Source organism: Streptomyces sp. CNQ329 (genome assembly GCF_000482585.1).
Map to the genome: position 1 here is coordinate 1 of NZ_AXVU01000030.1, position 17221 is coordinate 17221.

At 74.0% G+C, this 17221-nt stretch carries 17 protein-coding genes; 11 read left to right on the forward strand and 6 right to left on the reverse strand.

Annotated features, from left to right (window positions below):
- Both I003_RS32720 and I003_RS0120220 read left to right on the forward strand, forming a co-directional pair.
- Window positions 1-273 (forward strand): IS256 family transposase (locus tag I003_RS32720; RefSeq protein ID WP_027773170.1); only part of this gene is annotated, 273 nt, incomplete at its 5' end.
- 524 nt (window positions 274-797) lie between these two features.
- Window positions 798-2222 carry a trehalose-6-phosphate synthase gene (locus I003_RS0120220; RefSeq protein WP_027773171.1) on the forward strand — a complete coding sequence of 475 codons (1425 nt, stop codon included), beginning with the start codon at window positions 798-800 and terminating at the stop codon, window positions 2220-2222.
- 39 nt (window positions 2223-2261) lie between these two features.
- Here the strand turns inward: I003_RS0120220 and I003_RS0120225 are convergent, their stop codons facing one another.
- Entirely contained in the window at window positions 2262-2783 is a 522-nt protein-coding gene (locus I003_RS0120225; RefSeq protein ID WP_027773172.1) for a CGNR zinc finger domain-containing protein, read from the reverse strand.
- Between the two features lie 104 nt (window positions 2784-2887).
- On the opposite strand from I003_RS0120225, the gene I003_RS0120230 reads away from it, so the two are divergent.
- Entirely contained in the window at window positions 2888-3748 is an 861-nt protein-coding gene (locus tag I003_RS0120230) for an alpha/beta hydrolase (protein WP_027773173.1), read from the forward strand.
- A gap of 67 nt (window positions 3749-3815) precedes the next feature.
- On the opposite strand, the gene otsB is transcribed toward I003_RS0120230, so the two are convergent.
- Window positions 3816-4676 (reverse strand): trehalose-phosphatase, encoded by an 861-nt coding sequence (gene otsB, locus I003_RS0120235; protein ID WP_027773174.1) that lies wholly within the window; start codon window positions 4674-4676, stop codon window positions 3816-3818.
- A 37-nt stretch (window positions 4677-4713) separates the two neighbouring features.
- On the opposite strand from otsB, the gene I003_RS0120240 reads away from it, so the two are divergent.
- A complete protein-coding gene (locus tag I003_RS0120240; RefSeq protein WP_027773175.1) occupies window positions 4714-4959 on the forward strand; it encodes a DUF3263 domain-containing protein in 246 nt (81 codons plus the stop codon).
- A gap of 56 nt (window positions 4960-5015) precedes the next feature.
- Here I003_RS0120240 and I003_RS0120245 read toward each other — a convergent pair whose 3' ends face one another.
- Entirely contained in the window at window positions 5016-6293 is a 1278-nt protein-coding gene (locus tag I003_RS0120245; RefSeq protein ID WP_027773176.1) for an extracellular solute-binding protein, read from the reverse strand.
- Window positions 6294-6545: 252 nt separating this feature from the next.
- Between I003_RS0120245 and I003_RS0120250 the strand changes: the two genes are divergently transcribed.
- The 5 genes from I003_RS0120250 (at window position 6546) to I003_RS0120270 (ending at window position 11937) form a co-directional block, all read left to right on the forward strand.
- Window positions 6546-7484, forward strand: a complete 939-nt coding sequence (locus I003_RS0120250) for an SIS domain-containing protein (RefSeq protein WP_027773177.1) — start codon at window positions 6546-6548, stop codon at window positions 7482-7484.
- Window positions 7485-7895: 411 nt separating this feature from the next.
- A complete protein-coding gene (locus I003_RS0120255; RefSeq protein ID WP_078564213.1) occupies window positions 7896-8825 on the forward strand; it encodes an ROK family protein in 930 nt (309 codons plus the stop codon).
- Entirely contained in the window at window positions 8825-10027 is a 1203-nt protein-coding gene (nagA, locus tag I003_RS0120260) for an N-acetylglucosamine-6-phosphate deacetylase (RefSeq protein WP_027773179.1), read from the forward strand. The genes I003_RS0120255 and nagA overlap by 1 nt, the downstream gene beginning before the upstream one ends.
- A 66-nt stretch (window positions 10028-10093) precedes the next feature.
- A complete protein-coding gene (locus tag I003_RS0120265) occupies window positions 10094-11071 on the forward strand; it encodes a 1-phosphofructokinase (RefSeq protein ID WP_027773180.1) in 978 nt (325 codons plus the stop codon).
- Between the two features lie 2 nt (window positions 11072-11073).
- A complete protein-coding gene (locus tag I003_RS0120270) occupies window positions 11074-11937 on the forward strand; it encodes a class II fructose-bisphosphate aldolase (RefSeq protein ID WP_027773181.1) in 864 nt (287 codons plus the stop codon).
- Between the two features lie 118 nt (window positions 11938-12055).
- On the opposite strand, the gene I003_RS0120275 is transcribed toward I003_RS0120270, so the two are convergent.
- Together I003_RS0120275 and cdgB are read right to left on the reverse strand one after the other, a co-directional pair.
- Window positions 12056-13033 (reverse strand): hypothetical protein, encoded by a 978-nt coding sequence (locus I003_RS0120275; RefSeq protein WP_027773182.1) that lies wholly within the window; start codon window positions 13031-13033, stop codon window positions 12056-12058.
- A 184-nt stretch (window positions 13034-13217) separates the two neighbouring features.
- Window positions 13218-14912: a diguanylate cyclase CdgB gene (gene cdgB, locus I003_RS0120280; RefSeq protein ID WP_027773183.1), complete on the reverse strand. Its 1695-nt coding sequence runs from the start codon at window positions 14910-14912 to the stop codon at window positions 13218-13220.
- A gap of 391 nt (window positions 14913-15303) precedes the next feature.
- On the opposite strand from cdgB, the gene I003_RS0120285 reads away from it, so the two are divergent.
- Window positions 15304-15777 carry a flavin reductase family protein gene (locus tag I003_RS0120285; RefSeq protein ID WP_037721272.1) on the forward strand — a complete coding sequence of 158 codons (474 nt, stop codon included), beginning with the start codon at window positions 15304-15306 and terminating at the stop codon, window positions 15775-15777.
- 107 nt (window positions 15778-15884) lie between these two features.
- Here the strand turns inward: I003_RS0120285 and arfB are convergent, their stop codons facing one another.
- The gene (gene arfB, locus I003_RS0120290; RefSeq protein WP_027773185.1) at window positions 15885-16316 is read right to left on the reverse strand and encodes an alternative ribosome rescue aminoacyl-tRNA hydrolase ArfB; all 432 of its coding nucleotides are present in this window, start codon (window positions 16314-16316) and stop codon (window positions 15885-15887) included.
- Window positions 16317-16483: 167 nt separating this feature from the next.
- On the opposite strand from arfB, the gene I003_RS0120295 reads away from it, so the two are divergent.
- Complete coding sequence (locus tag I003_RS0120295) at window positions 16484-17059, forward strand: TerD family protein (RefSeq protein ID WP_027773186.1); 576 nt, start codon at window positions 16484-16486, stop codon at window positions 17057-17059.
- The last annotated feature ends 162 nt before the right edge of the window (window positions 17060-17221 follow it).

A 17221-nucleotide genomic window follows, 5' to 3' on the forward strand; every position in this document is an offset into this window, starting at 1 on the left:
ACCGCCTACCCCCGCCAGCTCTGGCCCCAGATCTGGTCGAACAACCCACAGGAACGCCTCAACAAAGAGATCCGCCGTCGCACCGACGTCGTCGGCATCTTCCCCGACCGCACCGCCGCCACCCGCCTCATCGGCGCCGTCCTGGCCGAACAGAACGACGAATGGACCGAAGCCCGCCGCTACATGAGCCGCGACCTCCTCACCAAGGCCCGCCTCAACCCGAACGACGGACAACACCACGAAACCGACCCGCCCACCAAACTCACCGCATAACCTCCACGAAGATCACGCCAGTGGCCATCGATACACCACCACAGCGGACGTGACCAAGGGCTCCGCCCCCAACCCCCGCGGGGGCTACACCCCCGGACCCCTGCCAGGCTCCGGCCCGAACTCATGAGGGCCCCGCCCCGACCCCCACAGGCGCTGCGACCCCGGACCCCCGCCGGGCTCCGGCCCGAACTCATGAGGGCCCCGCCCCGGCCCCCGCCGGGCTCCGCCCCGAGACCCGGGGGTGCTGTGCCCCCGGCCTCCGCCAGGCTCCGCCCAGGACCGGTCCGAGGGCCGCATCCCGCCGCCCTGCCGGGGCTCCGCCCCGGGCCCCGCGGGGGCTCCCTCCCCGAACCTCGCCCGGTCGGGGCCGAAGGCTGCGCCCCCGGGGCCTCGGCCCGCGGCCCCGCCCGAGACCTCGTCCGGTCGGGCTTGCGGGGCCGGCCGCCGCAGGCGCTTCCGTACAGGTCTCGGCCACACCGTCCCGGTTGCGTTTCGCCGGGGCCCGCTGTGGCTAGGCTCGGCGCATGGTCGAGTCCGGTGCATCCCTGCTCGTCGCGTCGAACCGCGGGCCCGTCTCGTACGCCGTCCGGGACGACGGCGAACTCGCCGCCAAGCGCGGCGGGGGCGGGCTCGTGTCCGGGCTCAGTGCCGTGGGGCCCGATGCCGGGGCGTTGTGGGTGTGTGCCGCCCTCGGGGACGGGGACCGGGAGGCCGTGCGGCGGGGGGTGGCCGAGCCCGGGGTGCGGATGCTCGGGATCGACCCGGACGTCTTCCACGAGGCGTACAACGGCGTCGCGAACTCCGTGCTGTGGTTCGTCCACCACATGCTCTACGACATCCCCGTCTCCCCCGTGTTCGATTCCGGTTTCCGCCGCAGGTGGGCCGCGTACGAGGCGTACAACCGCGCCTTCGCCGACTCCCTCGCCGACGGCGCCGCCGACGGCGCGGCGGTGCTCGTGCAGGACTACCACCTGTGCCTGGTGCCCGGCATGCTCCGCGAGCGCCGCCCCGACCTGAGGATCTCGCACTTCACGCACACGCCGTGGGCGCCGCCGGAGTACTACCGGCTTCTCCCCGACGACATCGCCGCCGCTCTGCTGCGCGGGCTGCTCGGCGCCGACCGCGTCGGGTTCCACACCCGCCGGTGGGCCGAGGCGTTCATCGACTGCTGCCGCGATGTGCTGGGCAGCGAGGCGGACGTCGCCTGGGCCGGCGGGGACGTGGGCGGGAAGCGGGCCACCCGGGTCGACGTGCACGCGCTCGGTGCCGACGCCGACTTCCTGCGTGAACGGTCGCGGCGGCCGGACGTGGAGGAGCGGATGGCGGCCCTGCGCGAGCAGATCGGCGGCGCGGACCGCGCGGTCGTCGTGCGGGTGGACCGCACCGAGTTGTCGAAGAACATCGTCCGCGGGCTCCTCGCGTACCGGCGGCTGCTGGAGCGGCGCCCGGAGTGGCGCGAGCGGGTGGTGAAGCTGGCGTTCGCGTACCCCTCGCGGCAGGACCTGGCGGTGTACCGGAACTACACCGACGAGGTGCGGCGCCTTGCCGACGAGATCAACCGGGAGTACGGGACGGACGGCTGGCAGCCGGTCGTGCTGCACGTCAAGGACGACTTCGCCCGCTCGCTCGCCGCGTACCGGATGGCGGACGTGGCGCTGGTCAACCCGCTGCGGGACGGGATGAACCTGGTCGCGAAGGAGATCCCGGTGGTCTCGGACGACGGCTGCGCGCTGGTGCTGTCGCGGGAGGCGGGCGCGTACGCGGACCTCGGCGGGGACTCGCTCGTGGTGCACCCGTACGACGTGGAGGCCACCGCGGAGGCACTGCACGGGGCGCTGTCGATGCCCCGCGACGAGCGCGCCCGGCGGACCAGGCGGCTGGCGGCGGCGGCCACGGCGCTGCCGCCGCAGGCGTGGTTCCTGGCGCAGTTGGACGCGCTGCGGGGGTAGGAGGACATCCGCGGCACGTGCCGCGCGTTCTCCACGCCCTCAGTGGCGGTGGCGCTCCTGGAAGCGGGCCGCCTTGGCGCGGTTGCCGCACCCCTCCATCGAGCACCAGCGGCGGCGGCCGTTCTTGCTGATGTCGTAGAACCACAGCACGCACTCGGGGTTCGCGCAGCGGCGAACCCGCTCGGGCTGCTCCTCGTACAGCCGGACCAGATCGGCCGCGGCGATCCAGGCGGGCAGCCACGCGGGGTCGTCCACGACGACCTCCGAAGTGGCCCGGCCGGCCCGCAGCAGGGGGCGGCGGGCGCCGTGGGCCAGGATCTCGTCGAGAGGTTGCTCGTCCCCGTCGAGGGCGGCGCGCAGGGCGTCGCGGGCGGCGGTCAGCGGCTCGCGCAGGGCGGCGAGGCCGGGGGCCTCGGCGGCGGCGCCGGACAGGGCGTGCTCACCGAGCCAGCGGCCTATGCCATCGGGCTCGTAGAAGAAGTCGACCGGGCTTCCCCGGTCTATCCACCAGGTGTTCACCAGGTCCAGGGCCAGTGGTTCGCCGGTCAGCGGTCGTTCCATACGACTGAGTGTAACCGTTCAAGGTGAGTTGACAGGTTGACGGGGGTGGGTTAGGTTCTCCCCATCGTAACCGTTCAAGTTCGTTTTGATGGTTGGAGATCCCCGTGCCTGTACGCCACCACACGGTCCGCATCGACGGTCTCGACGTCTTCTACCGGGAGGCCGGCCACTCCGGCGCGCCGACGCTCGTGCTGCTGCACGGCTTCCCGACCTCGTCCGTGTACTTCGCGCCGCTGATGGCCGAGCTGGCCGACGAGTTCCGGCTGATCGCCCCCGACTATCCCGGCTTCGGGCTCAGCTCCGCGCCGCCGGCCGGCGAGTGGGCGTACACCTTCGACCACCTCGCCGACGTCGTCGACAAGCTGCTCGACACGCTCGGCGTCTCGCGCTACGCGATCTACATCCACGACTACGGCGCCCCGGTCGGCTTCCGCCTCGCCCTGCGCCACCCCGAGCGCATCACCGGCATCGTGAGCCAGAACGGCAACGCCTACGAGGAGGGCTTCACCTCTTTCTGGGACCCGCTGCGCGCCTACTGGGCCGACCCCACCCCGGCGAACCGCGAGGAGATCCGCTCCGCCCTCACCCGGGACGCCACGCACTGGCAGTACACCCACGGTGTCCCGGACACCTCGCTGGTCGACCCGGCGCTGGAGGTGCACGACCAGGCCCTGCTGGACCGGCCGGGCAACCAGGAGATCCAGCTCGACCTCTTCCTCGACTACGGCACGAACCCCGGCCGCTATCCCGACTGGCAGGAGTACCTGCGTGTGCACCAGCCGCCGGTGCTCGCCGCCTGGGGGCGGCATGACGAGATCTTCGGGCCGGACGGGGCCCGCGCCTTCGCGCGGGACGCGAAGGACGCGCAGGTGCAGTTGCTGGACGCCGGCCACTTCCCGCTGACGACACGGTTCGCGCAGAGCGCCGGGCTGATGCGCGACTTCCTGCGCCGGCTGTCCGACTGAGGGGCGGCGGCAAGGCCGGGAGCGGCCCGCGCCGCCACGCCGGCAGCCCCGGCGAGGCGGCGCGGGGTTACGTGCCGAGTGCCGCGGCCAGGGCCGTCAGGAGGTCCACCACGCCCTGCGGGCCGTCGACCGTCAGGTCCGCGCGGTCCGCCAGCGCGTCCGCACCCTCGCCCGTCGTCGCGGCGCTGCACACCAGCAGGCCCGCGACGCCCTCGGGGCGCAGCGCGTCGACCGCGTCGTAGGCCGCGAGGTCGCCGAGGTCGTCGCCGGCGTAGAGGACGGTGCGGGCGCCCGTCTCGCGGGCCAGGGACGTCAGGGCGCGGCCCTTGTCCATGCCCGGGGGGCGGAGTTCGAGGACGAAGCGGCCCGGTTCGACCACGAGGCCGTGGGCCTCCGCCAGGTCTTCCAGCGGCTTGCGCAGCGCGTCGGCGGCCTCGGCGGGGTCGTCGGCGCGGCGGGTGTGGACGGCCACGGCGCGGCCCTTGTCCTCGATCCACGTACCCCGCCAGGCGCCCGCCGTCTCCAGCACCCCCGGCAGTTCGGCCTGCACCGCCGCCACGCCGGGGTGCGGGTCGGGGGTGCGCAGGGTGCCGGTGGCGGCGTCCCACTGCTCGTCGCCGTAGTGGCCGAGGACGCGCAGGTGCGCCAGGCCCGGTACGCCGGCGAAGCCGCCGAACCGTACGGCCACCGCGGCGGGCCGGCCGGTGATGACGGCCACGGTCCCGACGCGCGGCGCGATCCGGGCCAGTGCCGGTACGGCGCCGGGGTGGGCGCGCGCGGAGTCGGGATCGGGGACGATCGGGGCGAGGGTGCCGTCGAAGTCGAAGGCGACGAGGGACTGTTCCGGGTCGGCGAGGAGCGCCGCGAGGCCGGCGCGGCCCGCCTCGGTACGCGGAACGGGGAGCTGTGCTGCGGAGGTGCTGCCCATGTCCAGGACCTTACCGGGCCGCGGTAGCGTGCAGGGTATGTCTGAGGGTGACCCGGCGCTGACCGAGCGGGACTTGGCCGTCCTCGCGCTGGAGAGGCGCGCCTGGCCGGGTCCCGGCGCGAAGGAACGGGCGATCCGGGAGCGCCTGGGGCTCTCGCCGACGCGCTACTACCAGCTTCTCAACGCACTCCTGGACGACCCGCGCGCGCAGGAGCACGACCCGGTGACCGTCCATCGCCTGCGCCGCGTCCGGCAGGCCCGCCGCGACGCCCGGGAGGGCTGAGGACGACGGCCGGGGCGACGGCTGAGGGCCGGTAGGTGCCGGCCCACGGGCCCCGGTCACTCCGTCGAGGACGCCGACTCCGCGACGCTCTGCAGGTTCGTCAGCACCCGCTCCGGAGGCTCGCCGCCGGACTCGGCCGCCTTGCCGATCCGTTTCTTCAGCTCCGCGTTCACCCGCGCCCAGGACGTCTTGTTGTCCGGGTAGAAGACGGCGGTCTGGAGCTGGTCCAGGAACGGCTGCAGGTCCTTGCGGCCCCGGCTCAGCTCGTCCACCCCGGAGACCGTCGTCGGCAGCAGGTCGTAGCGCTGCGCGAACTTCAGCACGTTGGTGTCCTCGAAGAGGACGTCGAGGAACTTGCCGATCTCGGAGCGGTGGCCGTTGGCCTTGAACGCCATGATCCAGTCGGCGACACCCATCGTCGACTCCGAGGGCCCGTCGCGCCCCGGCAGCTTCAGGGCGATCCCGAAGTCGACCTTCTCCCGCCGCAGGTCCTGCATCAGCGTCGGGTGGCCGAAGATCATGCCGACGTCGCCCTTGACGAAGTCGGCGAAGGCGGCGCGCCTGTTGGTCTTGGACGGTGCGGCGTAGGTGAGGCCGGCGCCGACGAGGTTGTCGCGTATCCAGTTGAAGGTGTGGATGTTCTGCTCGGAGTCGATCGTGTAGCTGCCGACGTCGTCCGTGTACGCGCCGCCGCCGCCGATCATCCACATCAGCGTCTCGGCCTGGGCCTCCTCGGGGCCGAGCGGAAGCGCGTACGGGATCTTCACGCCGGTGTCCTTGAGCGCCTGCGCGGCGTCGAGCAGCTCGTCCCAGTCCTTGGGTGCGTCCTCGGGCCGGGTGCCCAGGCCCGCGGCCTCGAAGAGCGTCTTGTTGTAGAAGAGCAGCCGCGAGCTGGAGACGAACGGCATGCCGTACTGGACGCGGTTGACCTCGCCGGCGGCGGCGAGGCTGGGCACGAAGTTGGCCTGGGTGGGGATGGAGAGCAACTGGTCGGTGCTGTAGAGCAGGTCGCCGGAGCTGTACTCGGCGTACGGGCCCATCTGCGCGATGTCCGGAGGGTTGCCCTCCTCGACCATCTTGTCGACCCTGGCGTCGATGTCCTCCCACGGGATGATCTCGACCTCGACCGAGATGCCCGGGGTGTCGTTGGAGAACTTCGCCGCCAACTGCTCCCAGTAGCGCCGGGAGGTGTCCGACTCGCTCGTGCCGTACTCCGCGGCGACCACCTTCAGCGTGACGTCGCCGCCGCCGCTGCCGTCCCCGCACGCGCTCAGCGGGAGGGCCGCCGTTCCCGCGGCACCGGCTGCCGCCTTCAGAAATCCACGCCGCTGCACAGCTTTAGCCCACCTTCAGCATCATCTGAGAGGGCGAGTCTCACCGGAACGCCCCTCTCAGGTCTACACCAAGTGGATATCACTTCCGTAACCACCTCCCCTTTCTGCCATTGCCGCACGGGGTACCGGGCTGATAGGGAGGCGGCGAGCTGAACCGCACACCAACGGTCGCGGAACAGCACGGAAGGACACAGGATCACGACGACGCGCGTGGCGCACGTACGCACACGAGCACCCAGGGAGCCGCACCTCATGGCAGCCGCCGAACCGTCCCGTACCGCAGCCGAGATCGCCACCCAGCCGAGCTGCTGGCGCCGAGCCCGGCAGGAGGCGGAGACCGTCTCCGGGCTGCCGCGGCCCGGGGAGAGAGTCGCGGTGGTCGGCTGCGGCACGTCGTGGTTCATGGCGCAGGCGTACGCCGGGCTGCGGGAGGCCGCGGGGCAGGGGCACACCGACGCCTACGCCGCCTCGGAGTTCCCGGCCGGGCGGCGGTACGACCGGATGGTGGCGATCACCCGGTCCGGGACCACGACCGAGGTGCTGGATCTGCTGGCGGCGGTACGGAACGGGGACGCCGGAGCCGCGACCACCGCGCTCACCGCGGACGCCGCGACCCCGGTCGGCACGGCCGCGGACGAGCTGATCACGCTGGCGTACGCGGACGAGGAGTCGGTGGTGCAGACCAGGTTCGCGACGACGGCGCTGGCGCTGCTGCGCGCCGGTCTCGAACTGCACGGGGAGCCGGCCGCGGGTGTGAAGTCCGTCACCGACGCGGCGGTCGACGCGGAGCTGGCGGTGACGCAGCCGCTGCCGACGGAGCTGGCGGCGGCGGTGCAGTGGACGTTCCTGGGGCGGGGGTGGACCTGCGGGCTGGCGGCCGAGGCGGCGCTGAAGATGCGCGAGGCGGCCGGGGCGTGGACGGAGAGCTACCCGGCGATGGAGTACCGGCACGGGCCGATGGCGATCACGGGCCCCGGGAGGGCGGTCTGGCACTTCGGTGAGCTGCCGGAAGGGCTGGCGGCGGACGTGGGCCGGGTCGGCGGGCACCTGAGCGCGGAGTCGACGGCGCGGGGGCTCGACCCGATGGCGGACCTGGTACGGGCGCAGCGGCTGGCGGTGGCCGTGGCGGAGGCCAAGGGGTACGACCCGGACCGGCCCCGGAACCTGACGCGCAGCGTCGTCCTGCGCTAGGCCGTGCGGCCGGCGTGCGGGATCGCGCCCGGCGACGTGGGGCAGCCGGCATCGGGCTACGACTCCGCAGGCCGTCACGGCGACCGGTGGGTCGCGCCCGGCCGCGGACGGCGCCCTCCCACGCGGGCGGTGGCTTGCGCGCCGCACTGCGCGCGGTGCCGGCGGCCGGGCACGGGGCGGCCGCAGCGCTGAGGCGCGTCGCCCTGCACCATTGCCGTGGCACCCGGCCGCGTGCGGCGGGTGTCAGGCGGAAGGGCGCGCGTCGGAGCGACCGCGGAAAGCGTGCGGCGGGGCGTCACGCGGCCGGCGCCGGAGGGTTCCACGGGGCACTCGACCGGATACCGGTGGAAACCGGACCCGGCATCGCGACTGGACTAGACCTCTCGCCTCTTTACGGGCGAGACTGTCCCCGTGAGACACGTCATCGCCCTCGATGTGGGCGGCACCGGCATGAAAGCCGCCCTCGTCGGGGCGGACGGCGCGCTGCTCCACGAGACGCGCCGGGCGACCCCGCGCGAGGCGGGGGCGGAAGCGGTCGTCGCCGCCGTGCTGGACTTCGCCGCCGAGCTGCGGGAAACGGGGGCGGAGAAGTTCGGCGAGCCGGCCGTCGCCGCCGGCGTCGCGGTGCCCGGGATCGTGGACGACGCCGCGGGCGTCGCGGTCTTCTCGGCGAACCTCGGCTGGCGCGACGTCCCGTTCCGCCGCCTCCTCGGCGAGCGGCTGACCTGCCCCGTCGCCGTCGGCCATGACCTGCGCACCGGCGGGCTCGCCGAGGGCCGGCTCGGCGCGGCGCGCGACGTGGACCGGTTCCTCTTCCTCGCGCTGGGCACCGGCATCGCCGCCGCCATCGGCATCGACGGCCGCATCGAGCCCGGCGCGCACGGCGGCTCCGGCGAGATCGGGCACATCGTCGTACGCCCCGACGGGCCGCCCTGCGGCTGCGGGCAGCGCGGCTGCCTGGAGCGGCTGGCGTCCGCCTCCGCCGTCGGCGAGGCGTGGGCCACCGCCTGCGGCGACCCCGGCGCGACCGCCGCGGACTGCGCCAAGGCCGTCGAGTCCGGCGACCCGCTCGCCGAGGCCGTCTGGCAGGACGCCGTCGACGCCCTGGCCGGCGGTCTGATCACCGGGATCACCCTGCTCGACCCGCGCCGGATCGTCATCGGCGGCGGCCTCGCCGAGGCCGGCGACACCCTGTTCGTACCGCTGATGCGCGCCGTCCGGGCGCGTATCACGTTCCAGACATCCCCCCAGATCGTCCCGGCGGAGCTGGGAGACGCCGCCGCCTGCCTGGGCGCCGGGCAGCTCGCCTGGGACCTACTCGCCACGGAGGTAACCGCCTGATGCGGGATTCGATGCGGGAAGGCGGCACGGTGCTCACCGGCGCCCGTGTGGTCCAGCCGGCCGGCACCGTAGAGGACGCCAGGCTCACGGTCGCCGACGGCCGGATCGCCTCGGTGACGCCGGGGGCCGGTTCGGCGCCGCAGGCCCCCGGGGAACCGCGCGACGACGGCGGGCCCGCGGCCACCGACCTCACCGGGCACTGGATCGTCCCCGGCTTCGTCGACGTCCACGTGCACGGCGGCGGCGGCGCCTCCTTCTCCGGCGGCACCCACGAGCAGGCCCGCACCGTCATCGACACCCACCGCCGGCGCGGCACCACGACCATGCTCGCCTCCACCGTCACCGGCGACCTGGACGACCTCGCCCGGCAGGCCGGCGTCCTCGCCGAGCTGGCCGAGGACGGCGAGCTGGCCGGTATCCACTTCGAGGGCCCGTTCATCTCCCCGCACCGCTGCGGCGCGCACCAGCCCGCGCTGCTGCGCGACCCCGCCCCCGCCGACGTGCGCAAGCTCGTCGAGGCCGGCCGCGGGCAGACGCGGATGCTCACGCTGGCGCCCGAGCTGCCGGGCGGGCTCGACTCCGTCCGCCTCCTCGCCGACAGCGGCGTCATCGCCGCCGTGGGCCACACCGACTCCTCGTACGACGCCGTGCGGGAAGCCGTCACGGCCGGCGCCACCGTCGCCACCCACCTGTTCAACGCCATGCCCGCGCTCGGCCACCGCTCGCCGGGTCCCGTCGCCGCGCTGCTGGAGGACGAGCGGGTGACCGTCGAGCTGATCAACGACGGCGTGCATCTGCACCCGGCGGTGCTGCAGTTGGCGTTCCGGCGCGCCGGAAGCGGCCGGGTCGCGTTCATCACGGACGCGATGGGCGCCGCCGGCATGGGCGACGGCCGCTACCCGCTCGGCCCGATGGAGGTCGACGTGCTGGACGGCGTGGCCCGGCTGGTCGACGGCGGGTCGATCGCCGGCTCCACGCTGACGCTGGACACCGCGTTCCGCAGGGCGGTCACCGTCGACCGGCTGCCGGTCGCCGACGCCGTGGAGGCGCTGTCGGCGACGCCGGCCAGGCTGCTGGGCGCGTACGACCGGATCGGCTCCCTGGAGCCAGGAAAGGACGCGGACCTCGTCGTGCTCGACGCGCAGTTCGCGCGCGTCGGGGTCATGCGCAAGGGTGCGTGGATCGTCGAACCCGGTAGCTGAGGGCGCGCCGTCGGCGGCGCGCGCCGTCGACGGCACCCGAGCACCATGGCAGGATCTTTCGCGCATATGTTCCTCACCGTCACACTCAACCTCGCACTGGACATCACGTACCGGGTGCCGCGGCTGCGTGCCCACGCGTCGCACAGGATCACCGACGTCACCGAACGGCCCGGCGGCAAGGGCCTGAACGTGGCCCGCGTGCTCGCCGCCCTCGGCCACCCGGTGACCGTCACCGGCTTCGCCGGCGGTCCCACGGGTGCACACGTGCGCGCGCTGCTCGCCGCCGACGCGGGGCCGCCGGCCGGCGGGCCGGTGACCGACGCGCTCGTACGGACCGCAGGAAACACCCGGCGCACGGTCGCGGTCGTCGACGCCGGCACGGGCGACACCACCCAGCTCAACGAGGCCGGGCCCGAGATCACCGCCGGGGAGTGGGCGGCGTTCCTCGTCGTGTACGCGGCACTGCTCACCGGCGGCGAGGGCGCCGGTCCCCCGCGGGCCGTGGCGCTGTGCGGCAGCCTGCCGCCCGGCGTGCCGGTGGACGCGTACGCCGAGCTGGTACGCGCCGCACACGGCGCCGGCGTGCCCGTACTCCTCGATACCAGCGGCGAACCGCTGGGCCGCGGCGTCGCCGCCCGGCCCGACCTCGTCAAGCCCAACGCCGAGGAGCTGACCCGGCTCACCGGCGCGGCCGAGCCGCTGCGCGCCGCCGACGACGCCCGCCGCCGCGGCGCCCGCGCCGTCGTCGCCTCGCTCGGCGCCGCCGGGCTGCTCGCCGTCACCGCCGACGGCACCTGGCGCGCCGCACCGCCGCGGCACGTGCCCGGCAACCCCACCGGCGCCGGCGACTCCGCCGTCGCCGGGCTGCTGTCCGGGTTCGCCGAGGGGCTGGACTGGCCCGCCCGGCTGGCCCGCGCGGTGGCGCTGTCCGCGGCGACCGTCGCCGCGCCCGTGGCGGGTGAGTTCGACACCGCCGTCTACGCGGAGACCCTGCCGCGCATCGAGATCACGTCGGGCCGCGGTGCGGCCCGGGAGGGGGCCTGAACATGCCACTCACCACCACCGGAGAACTCGTCACCGCCGCCCGCGCCGCGGGCCACGGCGTCCCCGCCTTCAACGTCATCACCCTGGAGCACGCCGAGGCCGTCGCCGCCGGCGCGGAGGCCGCGGGCGCACCCGCCGTGCTCCAGATCTCGGAGAACGCCGTACGGTTCCACGGCGGCCGGCTCGCGCCGCTCGCCACCGCGACGGCGGCCGTGGCGCAGGCGTCGTCCGCGCAGTTGTCGCTGCACCTGGACCACGTCGTCTCCCCCGACCTGCTGCGCTCCGCGCACGGGATGGGCTTCAGTTCGGTGATGTTCGACGCCTCGAAGCTGCCGTACGCGGCCAACGTCAAGGCCACCGCGGAGGCGGTGCGCTGGGCACACGAGCACGCGATCTGGATCGAGGCGGAGCTGGGCCGGGTGGGCGGAAAAGAAGGGGACAAGGAGGGCGACGCGCCGCTCGACGCGCACGCGCCCGGGGTCCGCACGGACCCGGACGAGGCGGCGGCGTACGTCACCGACACCGGCGTGGACGCGCTGGCCGTCGCGGTGGGCAGTTCGCACGCGATGACCGAGCGCACGGCGGCGCTCGACCACGAGCTGATCGGCCGGCTGCGGACGGCGGTCCCGGTGCCGCTGGTGCTGCACGGTTCGTCCGGGGTGCCGGACACGGAGCTGCGGCAGGCGGTGGCCTCGGGAATGGTGAAGATCAACGTCGGTACGGCCCTGAACACCGCGTTCACCGGCACCGTCCGCGCGTATCTGGACGGGAACCCAGCCGTGGTGGACCCGCGCAAGTACCTGGCGCCGGGGCGGGAGGAGATGGCCGCGACGGTGCGGCGGTTTCTGGAGGTCGTCGGGGGCTGACGGCCGCCGGGTGGTCCGGACCTCCCGCGGAGACGGGTCACGGGCCCGCGCGGCGCCCCGCGCGTCCGCGGCGGGCCCGCGCCGGGCCGTCGGGCGCCGGGCCACGGCGCCCGGAGTTCTACGACGTGACCTGGCCCTTCTTCAGCTCCACCCTGCTGATCGCGCTCTGGCATTCCTTGTTGGCCGACTCGCAGGACAGCGTGATCTCGTTGGCGCCCTCGTCCAGGGAGATCCACGAGTAGGTGCGGGTCCAGCCCGCCAGCCAGTCGTTCTTCTTCGCCTTCGCGAAGTTCTTCAGGTTCACCGTCCGGCCGTCGGACGCGCCGTTGACGGTGAGGGTGAGTTCGGCGTCCTTGCCGGGCACGCTGTAGTCGACGAAGAGCGTGTAGTCCCCCGCCTCGGCGACCTCGGGCTTCCAGGTGGCGGAGGCGCCCTTGTTCTCCATCCCGTGGACGTACGAGCCGTCCTCGGAGACGTTCGTGTCGCTGCCGACGACCGCGCCGCCGGCCAGCTCCAGCTTCGTACCGTCCTCGGTGGGCGGGTCGATCGGGTCCTTCTCCGGCTTGTCGTCGCCGTTCTTGGGCCCGTCGTCGCCCTTGCCGTCGGGGGTGGGGGCGACCGACTCGGAGTCGCCGCCGCTGACGTCCCCCTTGTCGCCGTCGCCGCTGAAGAGCACCGCGGCGACGATGGCGATCACGACCGTGGCGACCACGGCGACCGCGCCGAGCATCAGCCCGTTCCGCCCGCCGCCGCGCCCGCGGCGCGGACCCTCGCCGGGGCCGCCGGGCGCGAAGGACGGCGGTGGCGGCGGCGGGCCGCCGTAGGTCTCGGGCGCCGCGTAGTGCGGGCTGGGGCTGGACTGCCCGTACGGATACGCCTGCTGGGGCGGCACCTGGTGTGCGGCCTGCTGACCGCCGTACGTCCGCTCGCCGACCGCTCTGACCTGGGTGTACGACGTGCGCGGGACACCCGGGGCGGGGGCCGTGCCCTCGCCCGGGCCGGGAGCCGGCGCGCCGCCGCCCTCGGGGCGGTACAGGTGGGCGAAGGGGTCGTCGTCCTCGGGCGGTGTGCCCGCACCGTGGTGGCCGGCCGTCATCTCCCTCTCACTCCCTGGTGGGCGTTGCGTCCCGGCCGGCGAACCGCCGGCCAGGGGGCGAGCCTACCCCGTCCGGAGCAGTACCCGAGCGTTCCTGCGGACGACTGTGGACGAAGCCACGACACCCGCCCGGGGACGGCCCGCGGCGACGGCACGGCGGCGCCCCCGGCCCGTACCCGCGTCACTAGCCGGCCCGGCGGTGCGAGCGGCCCTGCGAACGGGCCCGCTTCTCGCGGTACATGAGCTGGTCCGCCGAGCTGAGGATCTCCTCGGTGGACATCCCGCACATCGCCCAGCCGGTGCCGATGCTCGCGCCGACGCGCACCGCCCGGCCGTCGACCTGGATCGGCGGGATGATCGCGTTGCGCAGCCGCACGGCCAGGTCCTCGGCGCCGCCGGGCGTCAGGCCGTCGGCCAGCACCACGAACTCGTCGCCGCCGAGCCGCGCGACGGTGTCGCCGTCGCGGACCGCGTGGGTCAGCCGCTGCGCGACGGCGATGAGCACGGCGTCGCCGGTGTTGTGCCCGAACCGGTCGTTGATGGACTTGAAGCCGTCGAGGTCGCAGAAGAGCACCGCGAGCCCCTTGCCGGACTCCCCGCCGCCACCGTCGGGGACCATCGCGTGCACGTGGTGCTCGTACGGACCGGCGCCGGCCCACTGCTGCTCCTCGGCGCCGTCGGTCCCGAAGCCGTGCCCGTTGCTGTCGACCTCGCCGTGGACCGGCCCCGCGCCGATGATGGCGCGCCCGCGCGGCCCCGGCAGCCCGGCGCCGGAGTGGCTGACGGCGCCCGTGTACAGCTCCGGGGGCCGGTCGCAGAGCCGGGCGGTGAGCCGGGCGCGCAGCTCGGCCGCGTTGGGCAGGCCGGTGAGCGAGTCGTGGCTGGCGCGGTGCGCGAGCTGGGCCTCGTGGCGCTTGCGCTCCTCGATGTCCTCGACGTGGGTGAGGAGGTAGCGCGGCCCGTCGGCGGCGTCGGCCACCACCGAGTTGCGCAGGCTCACCCACACGTACGTGCTGTCGCGGCGGGCGAGGCGCAGCTCGGCCTTGCCGCCCTCGGCGAAGGTGCGCAGCAGGGTGCCGACGTCCTCCGGGTGGACGAGGTCGGAGAACGAGAGGCGGCGCAGGCTGGAGGGCTGGCGGCCCAGCAGCCGGCACAGCGCGTCGTTCGTACGGATCAGCCGCCCGTGGTCGTCGCCGCCCATCTCGGCGACGGCCATGCCGCTGGGCGCGTACTCGAACGCCTGGCGGAAGCTCTCCTCGCTGGCGCGCAGCGCCTGCTGCTCGCGCTCCAGCCGCACCAGCGCGCGCTGCATGTTGGCCCGCAGCCGGGCGTTGGTGATCGCTATGGCGGCCTGCGAGGCGTACATCTGCAGGGCCTCGCGCCCCCAGGGGGTCGGCACCCGGCCGTTGGCCGGCTTGTCGACGGACAGGACGCCGAGCAGCTCGCGGCCGGCGTCGTAGATCGGCGCGAAGAGCCGGTCGCCGGTGACCCAGTCACCGGGGGCGGAGGGCGGGGGGACGACGGGGTGGGTCTGCGGGACCTCGTCGTCGTCGAGCACCCAGCCCTCGCTGTGGGGTATGTACCGCAGCTCGCCCCACTGGACTCCCATGCGGAGCCGGCGCTCCCACGCCTCGCGCGGGCCGACCCGGCCGGCCATGATCGCTTCGGCGGTGGGATCGCCGCCGACCGCGGCGACGACGAGGTCGCCGTCGGGCCGTACCAGGTTCACCGCGGACACCTCGTACCCGAGGGCGACGAGTCCGTCCGCAACGCTCTGGAGTGTGTCGGCGAGGCTGCGCGTCTGATTGAGGTCCGCGAGGACCTGATGCAGCCGGCGCAGACTCACCAGCCTTACGTAAGGCTCGGCCTCCGTCTCCATACCTGCCCTCCCGTCTCGCCCCGACCTCGGCGGGAGACCCCCGCGTGGAATTTCACCAACGACACGGCCACTGAATCACAGCCAGCTCTTCGGCGGGTACACAGGGTCAACATTGAATGCCCTCTGTGACTCAAGTCACAGGATGGGGAGGTGTTAACCGGCGTGCGACCAGGAGCCGCGCGCCGGTCGGTGTGGCCTTCGCGCCGGGCGGGGCTGAGGCTCTCCGCGTCGGGTCCCGCGCCAGGTGGGACGGGGCGGGGACCTAGGACTCCGCTCCGCCCTCGGCCCGATGCCCGGGGCCGTCCGCCCGGTTACGGTTCGAGGCGTGCTGCATGAGACGCGAACGGTGGACCATCCTGTCGGTGTGAGCGAGGAGCAGTTCCGGGCGGCGATGAGCCGGCTGGCCGCGGGTGTGGTGCTGGTCACCGCGTACGACCCGGACCCCGGCCTGAACGGCGAGGACGTGGGCATGACCGCGACCGCGTTCCTGTCGGTGTCCCTGGACCCCCCGCTGGTCATGGTCAGCGTCCGCAACGGCTCCCGCATGGACGAGCTGCTGACCGACCGCGAGGAGTGGGCGGCGTCGGTGCTCTCCGAGAGCCAGCGGCACATCGCCGGGCGGTTCGCGATGAAGGGGCGGATCAGCGACCGGCTGCTGTTCGACGACATCCCGTACACGCGCGGCGAGGTCACGGGATGCGCGCTGGTGGGCGGGGCGCTGGCGACGGTGGAGTGCCGGACGGAGCAGCGGGTGGTGGCGGGAGACCACACGCTGGTGGTCGGCCGGGTGCTGAGCGCGACGCAGCCCAGCTCGGACGGGAACCCGCTGACGTACTTCCGGGGGCGCTACCGGACGCTGGACTGAGAGTTCGCCCCTTCGCGTTGGCGACGGGTGTACGGGCCGCAGGTCCGCGGACGGCGGGTGGACGGTGGGCGTAAGGGCAGCGGGTGCGCGGCGACGGGGGGCGGCGGTTACTGGCCCCAGCCGCGGCCGGTGCGCCCCCGCTTGACGTCGGACCGCTGCTTCTTCTCCCGCAGCCGGCGCTCGTTGACGCCCCGCGGGACCTTCCGCTTCCGCCGCGGCGGAGGCGGGGGCGCCGTGGCCTCCGCGAGCAGCGCCGCAAGCCGTACGGCGGCGGTCTCACGGTTGCGCCACTGCGAACGGTGCTCGCTCGCCCGCACCACGACGTGCCCGTCGACGAGCCGGTCCGCGAGCCGCTCCAGGGCCCGCTCCTTCCACACCGGCGGCAGCGACTGCGTGCGCGCGAGGTCGAACCGGACCTCGGCCTGGGTGTCGCTGGTGTTCACGTGCTGACCGCCCGGCCCCGAGGAACGGGAGAAACGCCACACCAGCTCGGCCTCCGGGAGGACGACCGAGCCGCGGATGCGGTAGGGACCGGACATGTCTCCCATGATCCCGCGCGGACGTTCGACCTGTCACGTCGTTTGTCCGCCGGACATCACCCGGAAGCGGGGGGCGTACGGTGCGTGGAACCGGGTAGGGCACACCGGCGTTGTGGTCCGTAGACGAGGCTCCGGCACGTGGAGCCAGAACCAGGAGGGGACTCCCCATGCCCGTAAGCCTGTCCAAGGGCGGCAACGTATCGCTCACCAAGGAAGCCCCCGGGCTGACCGCCGTCACGGTCGGACTCGGCTGGGACGTCCGCACCACGACGGGGGTGGACTTCGACCTCGACGCGAGCGCCATCGCGGTGAACGCGGAGGGCAAGGTCTTCTCCGACCAGCACTTCATCTTCTTCAACAACAGGCAGTCGCCGGATCAGACGATCGTGCACACCGGTGACAACGTCACCGGTGAGGGCGCGGGCGACGACGAGCAGATCAACGTCAACCTCGCCGGCCTGCCGGCGGAGATCGACAAGATCGTCTTCCCGGTCTCGATCTACGACGCCGAGACCCGCGGCCAGAACTTCGGCCAGGTGCGCAACGCGTTCATCCGCGTCGTGAACCAGGCCGGCGGCACGGAGATCGCCCGCTACGACCTCACCGAGGACGCGGCGACGGAGACCGCGATGGTCTTCGGGGAGCTGTACCGCAACGGCGCGGAGTGGAAGTTCCGCGCGGTGGGCCAGGGCTACGCCTCCGGCCTGTCGGGCATCGCCCAGGACTTCGGCGTCAACGTCTGAACCGGACCGGCGCAGCAGCACAGACGACGAGGGCCCGGCCGCGCACCCCCGCGCGCCGGGCCCTCGGGCACGGGGTCAGAACTCGGCGGTGTCCCGCTCGAAGTCGAACGGCTTGGGCAGCGTGATCTTCCTGCCGAGCGCCGCCTGCGCACTCCGGGTGTA